The organism is Pseudomonas sp. JL27(2026) (genome assembly GCF_056933555.1).
In genome coordinates this window covers 5,498,515-5,515,862 of sequence record NZ_CM167794.1, presented here as the reverse complement: position 1 = coordinate 5,515,862, position 17,348 = coordinate 5,498,515, and the positions used below count along the sequence as shown (strand labels likewise).

The window sequence follows — 17,348 nt, the reverse complement described above, 5'->3', positions numbered from 1 at the left end:
CTACGTTCTACAGGAGCCTTTTATGCACATTCAGTCGTCAGTCAACCCGCTTGCCAGTGCCAGCCAGCCGCAGGAAATCACCCCGCCGAAGGATCAACAACCGGCCAAGGGCGCGTTGTCCACGGACCCTGTGGGTCAGGGTTTGACGGCGGCGCTCAAGAGCACGATCGGCATCGCGGTCAGCGCGCAACTGCCGGACATCGGCCGTGCGAGCCTGGTGAAACCGCAGCCCGAAGGTGCGTCGCAGTTGATCGCCGAAGGGGCGGGACAGCGGCAAGTCACACTGCGCAGTTTCGAGAATGGCGTCACTGAGGTGCAACTGACCCGGCCACCCCTGACCAGCCTGGTCCTCAGCGGCGGGGGGGCCAAAGGCGCGGCGTATCCGGGGGCGATTTCTGCACTTGAAAACAAGGGCGCACTGGAAGGCATCAAAAGCATTTCCGGTTCTTCGGCCGGGGCTATCACTGCTGCATTGCTGTCGTCCGGCATGAACGCCGGCTCGTTCAAGAATCTGTCGGACGGCATGGACCTGATCTCCCTGCTCGACAGCGGCAACAGCTTCCATAAGAAAATCCAGCATGCGGTTTCCGGCTACGGCAACCTGATTACCGGGGGCAAGTTGGGGGTGATCGGCAGCATCATTCGCTTGCTCCATAACATCCTCCCGCGCCTGGGGTCCGAAGCTGCGCCGTTGGAGAAAGTCCTGCGCACCGAGTCCAGCAAGTCCGTGCTGAACCAGATCGCGGCTCATCCCGAGATCGCTCGGCAACCCGCCGTCAGTGCCATTTCGCAAAAACTGGAAAAGGGCGGCGTGGTGACCTTCGGTGACCTGGCCGTGCTCAGCAAGCAGATCCCGCAGATCAAGGAACTGAACATCACCGCCACGGCGATGTTTGAAGGGCGTCCGCAGTTGGTGGTATTCAACGCCGAACTGACCCCCGACATGGACATCGCTCGCGCCGCGCACATCTCCGGCTCGTTCCCGATTGTCTTCAAGCAGATGGGTGAAACCAGCCATCCGTTTCAGGAGAAGGGCGAGCGTACGTTCTTCCAGGATGGCGGCGTCATGCTCAACGTCCCGGTGCCGGAGATGATCAACCGGCAGTTCGCGAGCAGCCCGTTGCGCCAGGCCGACAACCTCATTCTCAAGTTTCCCGAGGAAGCGGCCGCCGAGCGCGGTCCCGGCGCGGGCTCCCTGAATTTGAAGGAGTGGCTCGTGGGGGCTCCGCTGGGGGCGCAAGCGGCGTTGCAGGAGCGCGGGCTCGCCGCGTTCGAAGACCAGACCGTGGTGGTGCCGCTCAAGACCGAGTCGGGCGATTACAGTGGCATGCTCAGCGGAACCCTGAACTTCACCATGCCCGATGACGTCAAGAACGAGCTGCAAGCGTTGTTGCAGGACGAAGTCGGCAACCACCTCGACAACCGTTTGCAGGCCCGCGAGGCCCACACGTTTGCGACGATGGAAGGCGCGCTGCTGGCGCTGGACGACGAAATGCTGGCCAGCGTCGCGGCACAGGACCCGGTTCGCACGGCGGACGTGGTGCAGTTTCGGCGAGCGGCGGCCGACGTATTGTCCGAGCTGACGGTGGCCATCGTCTCGGCCGACGAGATGAAGCTGACGGGCGACATGAATTCGGCCTTCGCGCGCCTGGATGCGTTGGCGTCGACCCCGGATCGTCAGGAATGGCTGACCCACACGTTGAACAAGACGGATAACGTCGATCATCAACGCTTGCTCGGCGCCCTGCGCAATACGCCCGTGGAGTCGCCGGTGTTGAAGGCAGCGGTCGACGAGATGCGCAAGCGTGACGTCGCGGTGATTGCCGACAACATCCGCAAGGAAGTGATTCTGCCGTCCCTCTACCGTGTCGGGCAGCCGGACTCCAACCTGGCATTGCTGCGTCGCGTCGAGCATAGCCTGATGCGTGCCGCTACCCCGGCCCAGATTAATCAGGCGCTGGACGACCTTGCCGACAACTACGGTGCGCGCAACAAACCCTGGAGCAAGCCGCTGAACTCCACCACCATTGAAATGGCCAAGGCCTGGCGAATCACGGAGTAAGCCCCATGACGTTGAAAACCTGGCTGGACCAATGGGACCTGGCGTTGCCGTCAGAGGATCAGCACACCTGCCGTCTGCGCATTGGCGAAGGCCCGGAGTTGCTGTTGGAGCGGATGCCGGACGGCTGGTTGATTGCCTTGCGCCTGGGCGCGTTGCCCAAGACCCTGCTTCAGGGCGTGGTGCTGCAGTTGTTGCAGGTCAACAGTCCATTCTCGCCGCTTGCTCCCGTGCGGCTGACGGCTGATGTCGCGGGCGACTTGGTGCTGTGGGTCGAGGCGCTTGAAGGGCGGGCGGATGTTGAGGCCTTGAACGCCTGGTACGGCAAGTTGCTACAAGGCCATGCCTTGTTCAACTCGTTGACAGCGCAAGGGGCGACCCTGTCCGAGGCACCCGCACGGGGCGGGATTTTTGTCTGAGCTGACGGCGCCGAGTGATCGCTGTCACGTGTGAAACGTACCGGGCCCTTGAGGGGCCCGGTGTCATTTCAGGGCTGCGGCAATTCAGTTCGAGGCCGTGGCGGCGACGCTGCGGCTTCGCTGCAGGTAGATGAAAAACAGCGCGGTCAGCACTGTCAGGCCACTGACCAGTGCACCGGTCCACGGCAGGTCCGCGAGGTCCGCCCCGCTGGCCACCACCAACCCGCCGATCCAGGCCCCCGCCGCGTTGCCGAGGTTGAAGGCGCTTTGGTTCAGCGTCGAGCCCAGGTTCGGTGCCTCAAAGGCCTGATCAATGATCAGCAGTTGCAGGATCGGGCACAGCGCGAACGCGAACACGCCCCACAACACCAGCGTAATCGCCGCCGGAATCACCGAATGGCTGGTCTGCGTGAAGGCCGCCAGCACCAGCACAACCGCCAGTGCCATGCCCACCAGCGAGGGCAGCAAACGACTGTCGGCCAGGCGCCCGCCGAGCATGCTGCCGACGGTCAGGCCGACGCCGAACAGCAATAGCATGAGGGTCACGCCATGTGGGCTGACGCCAGTGATGTCTTGCAGGATTGGCGCGATGTAGGTGAACACACTGAACAGGCTGGTGGACGCCAGTACGCTCATGCCCAGTGCCAAAAGTACGTTGGCTTTGCCCAGTACTTTGAACTCGCTGGCCAGGTTGGCCTTGTCCATGGCGATCTCTTTGGGCAGCCACAGCCATTGTGCGATGGCCGCAATCACGCCGATCACCGACACCGCCCAGAACGTCGAGCGCCAGCCGGCGTATTGCCCGAGCGCAGTGCCCAGCGGAACACCGAGCACGTTGGCCAGGGTCAGGCCGGTGAACATCATTGCAATCGCCTGGGCCCGTTTGTTCGGCGCGACCAGCCCAGCCGCCACCACCGAACCAATGCCGAAGAACGCGCCGTGGCACAGGGCGGTGATCACCCGTGCGGCCATCAGCGTGGCGTAGTTGGGCGCCAGGGCGCAGAGGATGTTACCGAGGATGAACATTAGCGTCATGCCCAGCAGTGTGGCTTTGCGCGGCATGTTGGCGGTGCCGATGGCGAGGACCGGCGCACCGAACACCACGCCCAGGGCGTAGCCGGTAATCAGCAGCCCGGCGTCGGGAATGCTCACGGCCAGGTCGCGGGCGACATCGGGCAGCAGACCCATGATGACGAATTCAGTGGTGCCGATGCCGAAGGCGGCAACAGCCAGTGCAAGCAAGGCGAGTGGCATGCGCAAGGTCTCTGTCGATGGTCTTGACGCTCTGATCAGGCATACGCATGCCGGCGCCCGAATTCGAAGGGTCGGGTCGCAGCATATTTTTTTGGAATAAGTATGTGCGCAACTGAGTGCGGCGTGGTCGGTTGCAGTATAAACAGCTGCTGACATATGGCGAATCAATTCGATTGATGTGAACAAGGAGAGTTTTAGTGCTCGCGACGGCTCTGGTGTTGGTGGCGGCGTTGTTGCACGCGGCGTGGAATACGCTGATCAAGTTCAGTGCCGAGCGGTTGCTGGTGGTGGCGTGCATGGACAGCGTGGCCATGCTGTTTGTCGTGCTGATGCTGGGTTTCGTCGAGCTGCCGCCCCTGGAGATCTGGCCATGGATTCTGGCCTCGGCGGCGTTCGAGTTGCTCTATCGCTACCTGCTGATTCAGGCCTACCGGGTCGGTGACCTGGGTTTGGTCTATCCGTTGATGCGCGGCCTGTCACCCTTGGTGGTGTTGGCGTTGACGCTGATCTTTGCCGGTGAAGTGCTGACGACCCAGCAGATCCTCGGCATTTTGTTGATCCCGCTCGGCATGTTGTGCCTGCTCTGGCAGGGTGGCGGCGGAGATCGCTTGCCCTGGTCGATGTTGCCGGTGGTGGCGCTGATCGGCTTGTGCATCGGCTGCTACACCTTCATCGATGGTCAGGCGTTGCGGCGCTGGTCGCACCCGATCGATTACCTGGTCTGGGTCACGCTGCTCAGTGCCTGGCCCTTCCCGCTGCTGGCGCTGGTGCGCAAGCGGCCGGCATTCATGCGGTTCTGGCGCGAGCAGTGGCGGCTGGGATTGAGCGTCGGATTTTGCGTGTTATTCAGCTACGCTCTGGTGCTTTGGGCCATGCAAATCGGGTCGATTGCCGAAGCGGCGGCGTTGCGCGAAATCAGCGTGATACTGGTGGTGCTGTTCGGCATGCGTTATCTGAAAGAACCCTTCGGCAGACCACGGCTCTTAGCCTGTGGGTTGGTGCTGGTTGGTATGCTCGTGATGAAACTCTAAAAAAGGAACCTGCAATGACTGTCGCTTTCTGGTGTGTATTGATCGCTATTTTTCTGCCCTACCTGTGCATCGCCATCGCCAAGTTCAGCGGCGGCACGTTCGGGCCGAAGCAGAACCACGACCCGCGAGCCTTCCTCGCCACCCTGGAAGGTTTTGCCAAGCGGGCTCACTCGGCTCAACTGAACAGCTTTGAAGTGACCCCGGCCTTTGCGGCGGCGGTGATCATCGCGCACCTGGCAGGCAACGCCGAACTGGTGACGATTAACGTGCTGGCGGTGTTGTTCATCACCAGTCGCCTGCTCTTCATCATTTGCTACCTGGCCGACTGGGCGATGTTGCGGTCGCTGGTGTGGTTTGTCGGCATGGGGCTGATTGCCAGCTTCTTTTTTGTGTCGATCTGAGGCGCTTTAGCCAGAGTCTGCGGTGCTTGTTCTGGCTTCTTCGCGAGCAGGCTCGCTTCCACATTGGAATGCATTCTCCTGTGGGAGCGGGCTTGCTCGCGAAGGCTATCTATCAGCCGAAGCAGGACTCACGGATTGGCTTTAACCGCATCGGTCACCTGCGGCAGTTGCGGCAACGCCGCGCCTTTTGGCCATAGCATCCAGATCTGCCCTTGCTGCTTCATATCACCTGCCAGTTGCCCGGCGGCATCGCCGGTGCCCCAGAACAGGTCGACGCGAACTTCGCCGGTAATCGCGCCCCCGGTATCTTGCGCGGCCACCGGACGAACCAGAGCGCTGCCGTCGGGTCGTGTGGTGGACAGCCACAGCAGGCTGCCCAGCGGAATCACCTTGCGATCCACCGCCACGCTGTAGCCAGAGGTCAGCGGGACGTTGAGCGAGCCGCGCGGGCCTTCGTTGCTGTCGGGGTTGCGGGTGAAGAACACATAGCTCGGGTTGCTGCCCAGCAGTTCGGGGATGCGCGTGGGGTGAGCCTTGGCCCAGGCGCTGATGGCGCCCATGGTCACGTCTTCTTTTTTCAGCTCGCCCTGATCCACCAGCCAGCGGCCAATAGGACGGTACGGGTGACCGTTCTGGTCCGCATAAGCGATGCGCAGTTGCCGGCCGTTTTCCAATTGAATGCGGCCCGAGCCCTGGATCTGCAGAAATTGCAGGTCCATCGGGTCGGTCAACCATGCCATCACCGGTGCCTTGACCCCTTTGGTCTCGATGGTGGCAGCGTCGTCGTAGGGTTTGAGTACGCGACCTTCGAGCCGGCCTCGCAGGCGTTTGCCTTTGAGTTCCGGGTAAATGCTGTCCAGCGAGACGATGATCATGTCATCGGGCACGCCATACACCGGCACTGTCGCCGCGTTAGTCTGCGTGAGGCTGCCGGGGTAGACCGGTTCGTAGTAACCGGTGATCAGCCCATTGGCATTGCCACCTGAAGACCGCAGGCCATAGACCTGAAGGTTGTCCTTGAGAAACCCGCGCACCTCGTCGGCGCTCAGCGGCACGTTGGCGGCTGCGGCGCAGGTGCCACCCCAGACCGGGTCGGCCTTGAGTCGGGTGCAGGCACTGCGCCATGAACCGAAACCGGCCAGCAGGTCGTTGTCGGCCACGGCCGGCAGGTTCTCCCAGGTCGCATTGGCGTAGGTGGCGATGGCGTGGGTCTGCGGTTGTGTGTTGTCGCCCCCGTTGCAACCGGCAAGCAGGGCAACAAGTGGCAGGGTCCAGGTCAGGCTCGGGCGCCAGGCCTTGAAACGGCTGTTCATGCGGTACTTCCTTTGCGGGGTGTTGGGGCGCTTCCAGCGTTCCAGCAACCCTTATTGTTAATAGGGCTATTGGTCTTGGCGGATAACGCGAGGATACTGGCCGCCGTTTCCCGTGACCTGAAGCCACCATGACTCTTAAAAGACTTTCTGTTGTATTGCTGGCCTGCCTGACACTGTCCGCCTGTGGCGGCGTCGATCCGAACTCGCCGCTGGGTCAGCGCAAGGCGATTTTCAAGCAAATGCTCAAGACCGGCGAAGATCTGGGCGGCATGTTGCGCGGTCGGATCCCGTTCGACGGTGCACGTTTTACCGAGGGTGCGGTCAAGCTTGACGCCTTGTCCCATGAGCCGTGGAAGCATTTCCCACAGATTCGTGAAGAAGACCATACCAGCGCCAAGGATGATGTCTGGCAGCAGCAGGCGCGTTTCCAGGAAATGGCCCGTACCCTGGAAACGGCCACCGGTGAACTGGTGATCGCCAGCCAGGTTCAGCCGTACAAGGCCAGCAACCTGGGGCCTGCCGTGCAGAAAGTCGAAGACGCGTGCAGTGCGTGCCATAAACAGTTTCGGGATCATTGATTCTCAGATTCAACTGATAACGCTGTGGCGAGGGAGCTTGCTCCCGCTCGGCTGCGCAGCAGTCGTAAAGTCAGCCGTCGTGCAAGTGCTGACACTGCGCGGCGGTCGGCTTGGGGCTACTTCGTAGCCCAGCGGGAGCAAGCTCCCTCGCCACAATGAGTGTCGGGTTGTAACGGTCTTACTTATCCAACTCATCCAGCGCCTGCTGCAACTCCTTGCGGGACTCGGCGAGTTTGTCTTTGCGTTTGTTGATCTTCTCGGCATCGCCCTTTTTCATGGCCTTCTCGAGGTCTGCCTGACGGCGGCTGACTTCGTGCTTGGCATCCAGAACGTTGTTCTCGCGTTCTTTCTTCAGGGAGGCGTCGGTGCAATGGGCGGTGACTTCGCTCAGGGCTTTTTCCAGGCCTGCCTGTTGTTCGGCATTGCCGTGGGCCTTGGCTTGTTCGATCTGGGCGCTGATGGACTGGCGCTTGGCGGCGCAACCGGTGAGTTCCGGGGCTGTTTCGGCGGCCATCAGCGGTGCAGCCATGACACTGCACAGGGTCAACAGGGCGAGCGGTGAAAGAAATTTCATAAAGGCTCCGGGTAAATAGGCAATCGTGTCGAGGTGCAGATAGGCTGTTGGAGCGCCTCTGCCACCTTCAGGTTCAACCCTGCCGGGCATGGGCCTAAAACCCCTCGATCCCGGCAGCGCGTAATTGTTCACTCAGAGCCAGTACCTGCGGGTCGCGGAAAAAAGCGCTCAGTTGCGTGGCGCGACCCGGGCCGACTCCGGCCTCGTTTTGCCAGTGTTCGGTGTCTCTTTGTGCCAGCGCCTGCCATGAATCACCGAGGCTGGCCGAGCCGGTCGGCGGCAATCCCAGGGCTTTGAGCCAGCGTACGAAAGGGCGCTGCCTGGCGGTATGCAAACTGTCGAGCAGGCGCGCGCTGCTGCGCGGGCCGAAGCCGTCAATGTTAGCAAGCTCTTGCGCATCGAGGGTCAACCAATCGAGCAGACCATTGAGATGCCCGGCGCTGATGAGCTTTTCCCAGGTGCCGGGGCCGACATGGTGCAGGGCCAGCCCCTGTTTGCCACTGAGCCAGGTCAAGCGCGCAAGAAACTGGCCCTCGCAACCGGTGGTCGGTTGCCAACAGCTCAGCGGATGAAAACTATGTGCTTGTGGTGCGATCACTTCTGGCCGGTCGGTGGCGCGTAACACCACGCTGTCGAGGCGCGGGATGGTCAGGCCGGCGAGGCTGATGGCAACCTGGTCGCCGGGGCGGATGTCCATGGCTTGCCAGCGTTGCAGCGAGCTGACGCTGACCCGTTTGATCTGCCGGTCATCCAGTGTGACCGGGACAAGTTCCAGAACCGGGGTGATACGTCCGGTGCGGCCGATCTTGAAGTGAACCTTGCGGACCTCGGCCAGTGCCTGGGCGAAGGGGTATTTCCAGGCCACGGTCCAGTAAGGCGGTTTGGCCTGCCAGCGCTCGGCGGACGGGCGCTGGCCTTGGCGCAAGACGATGCCATCGCTGGCGAACGGCAGGGGTGAGCGATACCAGTGCTCACGCCAGCGCTCGGCGTCGGCAAAACCTGTAATCGGCTGGCTGTAGCGTGCGCTGTCGGGGAAACCTGACTCCTTTAGAAAGGCCAGGCGTGCCGGCAAACTGGCCGGCCCCTTTGGCCAGTCCCAAATGAACAGGCCAATCCCGCTGGCATCTTTTTCATCGAGCGCTTTGCGTGCCATCAAGCCCGCCACGGTGCTGCGCGCGTTGAGGCTGCCTGCCTCGGCCTGCACGTGCTCGTCCAGTCGCCAATAGAGCTCGCCTTGCAACAGGAGATCCAGCGGCTGCGGCAGGTGCTGGGGAATCGCCGCAATCCTGCGCGCCGAGGGCGTCCAGTCATGGCCATGGAGGCCGTCGCCACGGCTGATCACCTGCTGCAACTGCCCGTTGCGGTAAATCAGCGTGACGGCGACACCGCCGACTTTGGGCTGAACCCAGACGTCGCTGCGGCTGTTGAGCCAGGTTTTGACTTTGTCGCCATCGGGGAGTTTGCCCAGACCGGTGTGGGCAATCGGATGGGCGACCGTACCGCCCGCCGTGCGCAGTGGGTTGCCAGGTGTCGAGGCTGGGTTGAAGCAGGTGCGCCAGGCGCCGAGACGAGCGCGGGACTGGTCGTAGAGTTCGTCGGTAACCAGTGCGTGGCCCTGTCGATGGTAGCTGTCGTCCCAGCGGTCGATTTGCTGTTGCAGGGCGCTGATCTCGCTCAAGGCACGGGCGGGCGGCCAGTCGGGGCACTCGGCGGCCTGGGTGCCCAGGCTGGCAGATGCCAACAGAAAACCGAGTAACAGGCGCAGGTAGGGCAGCATCGTGAGCGTCCTTGCTCAAGGGGGTGTGTGAAGGCTAGGACGGATTTCAGAGGCGAGGAGAGTGGCTGTTTTTCAGCGTGTGTCGACGAACGCCAGCAGGCGTCAATCGAAGGCAATAAAAAGCCCCGCACGGCGAACCGGGCGGGGCTTTGTGTGCAGCCAGGAAAGGCTTACAGGCCGGCAGCAGCGCGCAGGGCGTCGGCGCGGTCGGTTTTTTCCCAGGTGAAGGTGGTGAAGGTATCGCCACCCACAGTCTTGGTTTGCGGCGTACGACCGAAGTGGCCGTAGGCTGCGGTTTCCTGGTACATCGGGTGCAGCAGGTCGAGCATGGTGGTGATCGCGTATGGACGCAGGTCGAACACTTCGCGGACCAGTTTGATGATCTTGTCATCGCTGATCTTGCCGGTGCCGAAGGTGTTCAACGAGATCGAAGTCGGTTGAGCGACGCCGATGGCGTAGGAAACCTGAATCTCGCAACGCTCGGCCAGGCCAGCCGCGACGATGTTCTTGGCGACATAACGACCAGCGTAGGCGGCCGAACGGTCAACCTTCGATGGGTCCTTGCCGGAGAACGCGCCACCACCGTGACGGGCCATGCCGCCGTAGGTGTCGACGATGATCTTGCGACCGGTCAGGCCGCAGTCGCCCACCGGGCCACCGATGATGAACTGGCCGGTCGGGTTGATGTGGTACTGGGTGTCTTTGTGCAGCAGTTCGGCAGGCAGTACGTGCTTGACGATCAGCTCCATCACGCCTTCGCGCAGGTCTTTGTACGACACTTCCGGGTTGTGCTGGGTCGACAGAACGATGGCGTCGATACCCACAACCTTGCCGTTTTCGTAGCGGCAGGTGACCTGGGACTTGGCGTCCGGACGCAGCCATGGCAGCAGGCCGGATTTACGGGCTTCGGCCTGGCGCTGCACCAGTTGGTGCGAGAAGGTGATCGGTGCCGGCATCAGTACGTCGGTTTCGTTGCTGGCGTAGCCGAACATCAGGCCCTGGTCGCCGGCGCCCTGATCTTCAGGCTTGGCGCGGTCGACGCCCTGGTTGATGTCGGGGGACTGCTTGCCGATGATGTTCATCACGCCGCAGGTCGCGCCGTCGAAACCAACGTCGGAGCTGGTGTAGCCGATGTCGGTGATCACGTCCCGAACGATCTGCTCCAGGTCAACCCAGGCCGAGGTGGTGACTTCGCCAGCGATGATTGCCACGCCCGTTTTCACCAGAGTCTCGCACGCCACACGGGCGAACTTGTCTTCAGCAATGATGGCGTCCAGCACCGCATCAGAAATCTGGTCGGCGATTTTGTCCGGATGCCCTTCAGACACGGACTCGGAGGTGAAAAGGGAGTATTCGCTCATCTCGATTTTTTCCTGAATTTACCGATGGTGAGTGTCGCCAGCCGGTCGCTGAAAGTGGCGGACCTGGATCTGGAAACCATTACGTAAGCCTACATAGAGGCTTTCCCCGGGAACGAGTCCCGCAGCGGTGGCCCAACGGGCCAAATCGTCCTGTTCAAACCCCAACCAAAGATCACCGCAGGCCTCCCTGGCCCAACTTTGGTTGTGGCTACATAACTCTGTCACGAGCAGGCTACCGCCCGGTTGCAGCAAACTGGCCATGTGCTTGAGCGCATCGGCCGGTGCGGCAAAATGGTGCAAGACCATGTTCAGTACAACGCAATCGGCCGCAAGGCTCACGCCATTCAATGCATCGGCCAATTGCAGGCTGACGTTAGCCAGCTTTTCACGCACGCAAACCTGACGCGCCAGTTCGAGCATCGCCGGGCTGTTGTCCAGCGCCGTGACCTGAGTGAAGCGGCTTGCCAGTTCCGGCAGGAAACTGCCGTCGCCGGGGCCGACTTCGATGGCCGTGGCACCTTCGTTGAAACTTAACTTGTCGAGCAGCGCCAACACGCTTTCGCGGTACTGGGGCAGGCCGGCGATCAAGTCCTGCTGGGCGCGAAACTTCTCCGCAACCCGTGAAAAAAAGTCCTGGCTGGCCGCGGCTCGTTGCCCATGGACCTGACCGATCCGCGTCTGCACATCGCCGGGCAGGGTCAGGTTATCCACTTCTTCGAGCAGTGCAGCGTGCAGCTTGCCCCCCAGCAACTCGGTGTGGGGCAGGGCGCGACGGTAAAAAATCGCATTGCCTTCGCGGCGAGTTGCCACCAGATCGGCCTGGGCCAGCACCTTCAAGTGGTGGCTCATGCCTGACTGGCCGATGGCGAAAATCTGCGCCAGCTCCAGTACACCAAACGAATCGTTGGCCAGCGCGCGCAGAACATTCAGCCGCAAGGGATCGCCGCCGGCCTTGCACAGGGCCGCCAGCTCATCGCAATCGTCATGTCGAATGGAAGGCACGCGTAAATTCATAAGGCCAGCAGTCTAGTGAGGCGTCGAAATACCCGCAAGGGCAATATCAAAAAGTTTTGATATTGCTCGATAGATGGCACTTATCAGGCCTGGCTTCACTCTACAAACGAAGCGCGGAAAGGTTTCACCCGCCGAAACCGCCACTAACCATGGGAAAAACGTCCTCAGATGACTATCTGTCATTGCCCCGAGGCCGGTCGGTGAGGGAAAATGCTCGCCTTTTTTCCGTTTCGTTTTATTCACTCTCGATTCAATATCCGCAGGAGAACAGCGATGCCCAGCCGTCGTGAGCGTGCCAACGCCATTCGTGCCCTCAGCATGGATGCCGTGCAAAAAGCCAACAGCGGCCATCCCGGTGCCCCTATGGGTATGGCGGATATCGCCGAAGTACTTTGGCGTGACTACCTGAAGCACAACCCGAGTAATCCATCGTTTGCCGACCGCGACCGGTTCATCCTGTCTAACGGTCACGGTTCGATGTTGATCTACTCGCTGCTGCACCTGACCGGCTATGACCTGTCGATCGATGACCTGAAAAGCTTCCGCCAACTGCACAGCCGTACCCCGGGCCACCCGGAACTCGGTTACACCCCGGGTGTTGAAACCACGACTGGCCCGTTGGGTCAGGGCCTGGCCAACGCTGTGGGTTTTGCCCTGGCAGAAAAAGTCCTGGCGGCGCAGTTCAACCGTCCAGGTCACAACATTGTCGACCACCACACCTATGTGTTCCTGGGTGATGGCTGCATGATGGAAGGCATTTCCCACGAAGTCAGCTCCCTGGCCGGTACCTTGGGCCTGGGCAAACTGATCGCCTTCTACGATGACAACGGTATCTCCATCGACGGCGAAGTCGAAGGCTGGTTCACCGATGACACCCCGAAGCGTTTCGAAGCCTACAACTGGCAGGTGATCCGCAACGTTGACGGTCATGACCCTGAAGAAATCAAGACCGCGATCGACACTGCACGCAAAAGCGAGCAACCGACGCTGATCTGCTGCAAAACCACCATCGGTTTCGGCTCGCCGAACAAGCAAGGCAAGGAAGACTGCCACGGTGCCCCACTGGGTGACGCGGAAATCGCCCTGACCCGCGCTGCGCTGAAGTGGAACCACGGTCCGTTCGAAATCCCGGCCGATATCTACGCCGAGTGGGACGCCAAGGAAGCCGGTCGCGCTGTCGAAGCCGAATGGGACCAGCGTTTCGCTGCCTACTCCGCCGCGTTCCCTGAGCTTGCCAATGAGCTGGTGCGTCGTCTGAGCGGTGATCTGCCAGCGGACTTCTCTGAAAAAGCCGCTGCCTACATCGCTGAAGTCGCGGCCAAAGGTGAAACCATTGCCAGCCGTAAAGCCAGCCAGAACGCCCTGAACGCGTTCGGTCCGTTGCTGCCGGAAATGCTCGGCGGTTCGGCTGACCTGGCCGGTTCCAACCTGACCCTGTGGAAAGGTTGCAAAGGCGTCAGCGCTGAAGATGCCAGCGGCAACTACATGTATTACGGCGTTCGTGAGTTCGGCATGACCGCCATCATGAACGGCGTTGCCCTGCACGGCGGCCTGGTGCCTTACGGCGCGACCTTCCTGATGTTCATGGAATACGCCCGCAACGCCGTGCGCATGTCGGCCCTGATGAAGCAGCGTGTGATCCACGTCTACACCCACGACTCCATCGGTCTGGGCGAAGACGGCCCGACGCACCAGCCAATCGAGCAATTGGCCAGCCTGCGCTGCACGCCGAACCTCGACACCTGGCGTCCAGCCGATGCCGTTGAATCGGCCGTGGCCTGGAAGTGCGCCCTGGAGCGTAAGGACGGTCCTTCGGCCCTGATCTTCTCGCGTCAGAACCTGCAGCACCAGACCCGTGACGCGGTGCAGATCGAACTCATCAACCGTGGTGGTTACGTGCTCAAGGATTGCGCAGACGAGCCTGAGCTGATCTTGATCGCGACCGGTTCGGAAGTTGGCCTGGCGGTTCAAGCCTTCGACAAACTGACCGAGCAGGGCCGTAAGGTGCGTGTGGTTTCCATGCCGTGCACCAGCGTGTTCGATGCCCAGGATGCCGGCTACAAGCAAGCGGTTCTGCCGTTGCAGGTCAGCGCCCGTATCGCCATCGAAGCCGCGCACGCGGACTACTGGTACAAGTACGTGGGCCTGGAAGGTCGCGTCATCGGCATGACCACCTACGGCGAGTCGGCGCCTGCGCCAGCCTTGTTCGAAGAGTTCGGTTTCACCCTGGAAAACATCCTGGGTCAGGCTGAAGAGCTGCTGGAAGACTGATCCAGAAGTTGTTTTGTCTGGACTGCCGTCTTCGCGAGCAAGCCCGCTCCCACATTGGAATGCATTCTCCTGTGGGAGCGGGCTTGCTCGCGAAGGCGGTGGTCCAGTCAACGCTGCAATAACGGATTCACCCAGGTATCGAGAACCCCATGCCTCAACCGCGTCCTTACAAAGTTGCACTCAACGGCTATGGCCGGATTGGTCGTTGCGTCTTGCGTGCATTGTTCGAGCGAGGGGCGGCTGCCGGGTTTGAAATTGTTGCAATCAACGATCTGGCCGACATGGCCAGCGTCGAATACCTGACACGCTTCGACTCCACCCACGGGCGTTTTCCCGGTGAGGTGAAGGTCGATGGCGATTGTCTGCACATTAATGGCGACTGCGTGAAGGTCCTGCGCAGTGCCACCCCCGAAGGCATTGATTGGGCGTCGCTTGGCGTCGATCTGGTGCTTGAATGCTCCGGTGCCTATAACACCCGCGTAGACGGCCAGCGGTTCCTCGACGCCGGCGCGCCGCGCGTGCTGTTTTCCCAGCCGATGGCCAGCGAGGCGGATGTCGACGCCACCATCGTCTATGGCGTCAATCAGGATTGCCTGACCGGCGATGAGCTGCTGGTGTCCAACGCGTCCTGCACCACCAACTGCGGCGTGCCGCTGTTGCGTCTGCTGGACCAGGCCTTTGGTCTGGATTACGTGTCGATCACCACCATTCACTCGGCGATGAACGACCAGCCGGTGATCGACGCCTATCATCACGAAGACCTGCGCCGCACCCGTTCGGCGTTCCAGTCGGTGATTCCGGTGTCCACCGGTCTGGCGCGGGGTATCGAACGCCTGTTGCCGGAACTTGCCGGGCGAATTCAGGCCAAAGCCGTACGCGTGCCGACGGTTAACGTGTCTTGCCTCGACATCACGATGCAGACCGTGACCGACACCGATGCGGGCGAGGTCAACCGGATACTGCGCGAGGCCGCCACCAGCGGCCCGCTCAAAGGTCTGCTGGCCTACACCGAGTTGCCACACGCCAGTTGTGATTTTAACCATGACCCGCATTCGGCCATCGTCGATGCCAGTCAGACCCGCGTTTCCGGCCCGAGGCTGGTGAACGTGCTGGCCTGGTTCGACAACGAATGGGGGTTTGCCAACCGAATGCTCGACGTTGCAGAGCACTATCTGCGCGCAGCCTCACCACTTGCTGTCTCTAAAAAACCTGCTCTCTAAAACAGTACAACCAGGAAATGCGACCCATGACCGTGTTGAAGATGACCGACCTCGATCTGCAAGGTAAGCGCGTATTGATCCGCGAAGACCTCAACGTCCCAGTCAAGGACGGTGTTGTCACCAGCGATGCGCGAATCCTGGCCTCGCTGCCGACCATCAAGCTGGCCCTGGAAAAAGGCGCGGCCGTGATGGTCTGCTCGCACTTGGGCCGCCCGACCGAAGGCGAATTTTCGGCCGAGAACAGCCTCAAGCCCGTTGCCGACTACCTGAGCAAGGCCCTGGGCCGTGAAGTGCCGCTGGTGGCCGACTACCTGGGCGGCGTTGCCGTGAAAGCGGGCGACATCGTGCTGTTCGAGAACGTGCGCTTCAACAAGGGCGAGAAAAAGAACGCTGACGAACTGGCCCAGCAATACGCCGCCCTGTGCGACGTGTTCGTGATGGACGCCTTCGGCACCGCTCACCGCGCCGAAGGTTCGACCCACGGCGTGGCCAAGTTCGCCAAAGTCGCGGCGGCTGGCCCGCTGCTGGCGGCTGAACTGGACGCATTGGGCAAGGCTCTCGGTGCCCCGGCCCAGCCAATGGCGGCCATCGTTGCTGGCTCCAAGGTTTCGACCAAGCTCGACGTACTGAACAGCCTGAGCCAGATCTGCAACCAGTTGATCGTTGGCGGCGGTATCGCCAATACCTTCCTGGCCGCTGCCGGTCACCCGGTTGGCAAGTCGCTGTACGAACCTGACCTGCTGGACACTGCCCGCGCCATCGCCGCCAAAGTCAGCGTGCCGCTGCCGGTCGATGTGGTAGTTGCCAAGGAGTTTGCTGAAAATGCTACCGCGACCGTGAAGTTGATCGCCGACGTGGCGGCAGACGACATGATCCTGGACATCGGTCCACAGACTGCAGCGAATTTCGCTGAGCTGCTCAAGTCGTCGAAAACCATCCTGTGGAACGGCCCGGTCGGTGTGTTTGAATTCGACCAGTTCGGCAACGGCACCAAGGTCCTGGCCCAGGCCATTGCAGAAAGTTCGGCGTTCTCCATCGCGGGCGGCGGCGACACCTTGGCTGCCATTGATAAATATGGTGTTGGGGAACAAATCTCCTACATTTCTACCGGCGGTGGCGCGTTCCTCGAATTCGTCGAGGGCAAAGTGCTGCCTGCCGTTGAAGTCCTGGAAAATCGGGCCAAGGCGTAAGCCACCCATTGACCAGGCAAAGGAGTGTTTTCATGGTCAAGACGTTACCGCTGTTGATCGTCGCGGCGTTGTTGGGCGGCTGCGGGAGCACCCCGAATGCCGCGTCGGCGCCCGGGACGGCGACGCCTGAAAACGGTTGCTACCAGGCCGAGTGGCAGGCAGAAACCAACCCGGTGCTCAACAAGCGTTCCGGGCCTGATGGCCTGGATAAATACGAGACGCGGACCCCAGCCAAGGAACAGGGTTGCCCTTGACGGGTCTGACTCACTAACTCCCAGGGCTGGCGGCGTGTGCCGTCAGCCGAGGAACACCGATGAAAGGCTTTATCGCCGTTGCGGCACTGGCATTGCTGGCAGGTTGCACCAACTTGAACCTGCTTCAGTCGCCCAAAACGGACAACTGGACGACCTGGACCTGTGACAGTGAGGCCAAAGTGGTCTGGCGCTTTACCGATGACAGCCGCAAGGAAGTCGACGTGCGTCTGGGCGGGGCCGATCAGGTCTATCGCTTGAAGCTGGAGCCAAGCGGCTCGGGTTCGCTGTACAGCAACGACATGCTGGCGTTTCACGTAAAGGGTGAGGAAGGCCTGGTGTACTGGGTCGCCACCAATGATTTGATCGGCCGCGGCTGTAAAGCGCAGTAAGCATACGAAATTGATACACCACAGATCGACTGTGGGAACAGATCCAAATGTGGGAGCGGGCTTGCTCGCGAAAGCGGCGGGTCAGCTTGCCTCAACGTTGAATGTTAAACCGCATTCGCGAGCAAGCCCGCTCCCACAGTGGGTCTGTGTCGTTCTTGAGATTTATGTTGTACCGAATTCGCAGCCCGGCCTTACCCCCGATCTGCAATAACTTGAATAGCAGCCGCCGCTACGGCAGGCTTG

General features: G+C 61.3%; 16 protein-coding genes. 10 read left to right on the top strand and 6 right to left on the bottom strand.

All coding sequences use genetic code 11. From position 1 onward, the window contains the following. The first annotated feature begins 22 nt into the window (after positions 1 to 22). Positions 23 to 2,062, top strand: a complete 2,040-nt coding sequence (locus AC1Z1G_RS25210; RefSeq protein WP_483623107.1) for a patatin-like phospholipase family protein — start codon at positions 23 to 25, stop codon at positions 2,060 to 2,062. A 5-nt stretch (positions 2,063 to 2,067) separates the two neighbouring features. Continuing rightward, positions 2,068 to 2,478, top strand: coding sequence for a CesT family type III secretion system chaperone (locus tag AC1Z1G_RS25205; RefSeq protein ID WP_483623105.1), 411 nt, complete (start codon positions 2,068 to 2,070; stop codon positions 2,476 to 2,478). An 84-nt stretch (positions 2,479 to 2,562) separates the two neighbouring features. Here AC1Z1G_RS25205 and AC1Z1G_RS25200 read toward each other — a convergent pair whose 3' ends face one another. Beyond that, positions 2,563 to 3,732, bottom strand: coding sequence for an MFS transporter (locus AC1Z1G_RS25200; RefSeq protein ID WP_483623103.1), 1,170 nt, complete (start codon positions 3,730 to 3,732; stop codon positions 2,563 to 2,565). A gap of 197 nt (positions 3,733 to 3,929) precedes the next feature. Here AC1Z1G_RS25200 and AC1Z1G_RS25195 point away from each other — a divergent pair, with 197 nt between their 5' ends. Continuing rightward, complete coding sequence (locus AC1Z1G_RS25195; protein ID WP_483623101.1) at positions 3,930 to 4,763, top strand: EamA family transporter; 834 nt, start codon at positions 3,930 to 3,932, stop codon at positions 4,761 to 4,763. 14 nt (positions 4,764 to 4,777) lie between these two features. Next, entirely contained in the window at positions 4,778 to 5,164 is a 387-nt protein-coding gene (locus AC1Z1G_RS25190) for an MAPEG family protein (RefSeq protein WP_483623099.1), read from the top strand. Positions 5,165 to 5,292: 128 nt separating this feature from the next. On the opposite strand, the gene mltA is transcribed toward AC1Z1G_RS25190, so the two are convergent. Beyond that, the gene (mltA, locus tag AC1Z1G_RS25185; protein ID WP_483623097.1) at positions 5,293 to 6,477 is read right to left on the bottom strand and encodes a murein transglycosylase A; all 1,185 of its coding nucleotides are present in this window, start codon (positions 6,475 to 6,477) and stop codon (positions 5,293 to 5,295) included. A 128-nt stretch (positions 6,478 to 6,605) separates the two neighbouring features. On the opposite strand from mltA, the gene AC1Z1G_RS25180 reads away from it, so the two are divergent. Continuing rightward, entirely contained in the window at positions 6,606 to 7,055 is a 450-nt protein-coding gene (locus AC1Z1G_RS25180; protein ID WP_483623095.1) for a c-type cytochrome, read from the top strand. Positions 7,056 to 7,233: 178 nt separating this feature from the next. Here AC1Z1G_RS25180 and AC1Z1G_RS25175 read toward each other — a convergent pair whose 3' ends face one another. From AC1Z1G_RS25175 to AC1Z1G_RS25160, 4 genes are all read right to left on the bottom strand, one after another. Further along, on the bottom strand, positions 7,234 to 7,629 hold the full coding sequence (locus tag AC1Z1G_RS25175) for a DUF1090 domain-containing protein (RefSeq protein ID WP_483623094.1): 396 nt from the start codon (positions 7,627 to 7,629) through the stop codon (positions 7,234 to 7,236). Positions 7,630 to 7,723: 94 nt separating this feature from the next. Beyond that, entirely contained in the window at positions 7,724 to 9,406 is a 1,683-nt protein-coding gene (ligB, locus tag AC1Z1G_RS25170) for an NAD-dependent DNA ligase LigB (RefSeq protein WP_483623092.1), read from the bottom strand. A gap of 170 nt (positions 9,407 to 9,576) precedes the next feature. Then, the gene (gene metK, locus AC1Z1G_RS25165) at positions 9,577 to 10,767 is read right to left on the bottom strand and encodes a methionine adenosyltransferase (protein WP_347902448.1); all 1,191 of its coding nucleotides are present in this window, start codon (positions 10,765 to 10,767) and stop codon (positions 9,577 to 9,579) included. An 18-nt stretch (positions 10,768 to 10,785) separates the two neighbouring features. Beyond that, positions 10,786 to 11,781: an ArsR/SmtB family transcription factor gene (locus AC1Z1G_RS25160; RefSeq protein WP_483623090.1), complete on the bottom strand. Its 996-nt coding sequence runs from the start codon at positions 11,779 to 11,781 to the stop codon at positions 10,786 to 10,788. A 273-nt stretch (positions 11,782 to 12,054) separates the two neighbouring features. On the opposite strand from AC1Z1G_RS25160, the gene tkt reads away from it, so the two are divergent. The 5 genes from tkt to AC1Z1G_RS25135 all read left to right on the top strand — a co-directional run bounded on the left by tkt (position 12,055) and on the right by AC1Z1G_RS25135 (position 17,105). Continuing rightward, positions 12,055 to 14,052 (top strand): transketolase, encoded by a 1,998-nt coding sequence (tkt, locus tag AC1Z1G_RS25155; RefSeq protein WP_483623088.1) that lies wholly within the window; start codon positions 12,055 to 12,057, stop codon positions 14,050 to 14,052. Positions 14,053 to 14,201: 149 nt separating this feature from the next. Continuing rightward, complete coding sequence (gene epd, locus AC1Z1G_RS25150) at positions 14,202 to 15,272, top strand: erythrose-4-phosphate dehydrogenase (RefSeq protein ID WP_483623087.1); 1,071 nt, start codon at positions 14,202 to 14,204, stop codon at positions 15,270 to 15,272. Between the two features lie 26 nt (positions 15,273 to 15,298). Then, positions 15,299 to 16,462, top strand: coding sequence for a phosphoglycerate kinase (locus AC1Z1G_RS25145; protein ID WP_483623085.1), 1,164 nt, complete (start codon positions 15,299 to 15,301; stop codon positions 16,460 to 16,462). A 32-nt stretch (positions 16,463 to 16,494) separates the two neighbouring features. Next, positions 16,495 to 16,716 carry a hypothetical protein gene (locus AC1Z1G_RS25140; protein WP_483623083.1) on the top strand — a complete coding sequence of 74 codons (222 nt, stop codon included), beginning with the start codon at positions 16,495 to 16,497 and terminating at the stop codon, positions 16,714 to 16,716. A 59-nt stretch (positions 16,717 to 16,775) separates the two neighbouring features. Further along, positions 16,776 to 17,105, top strand: coding sequence for an MliC family protein (locus AC1Z1G_RS25135; RefSeq protein WP_483623082.1), 330 nt, complete (start codon positions 16,776 to 16,778; stop codon positions 17,103 to 17,105). The last annotated feature ends 243 nt before the right edge of the window (positions 17,106 to 17,348 follow it).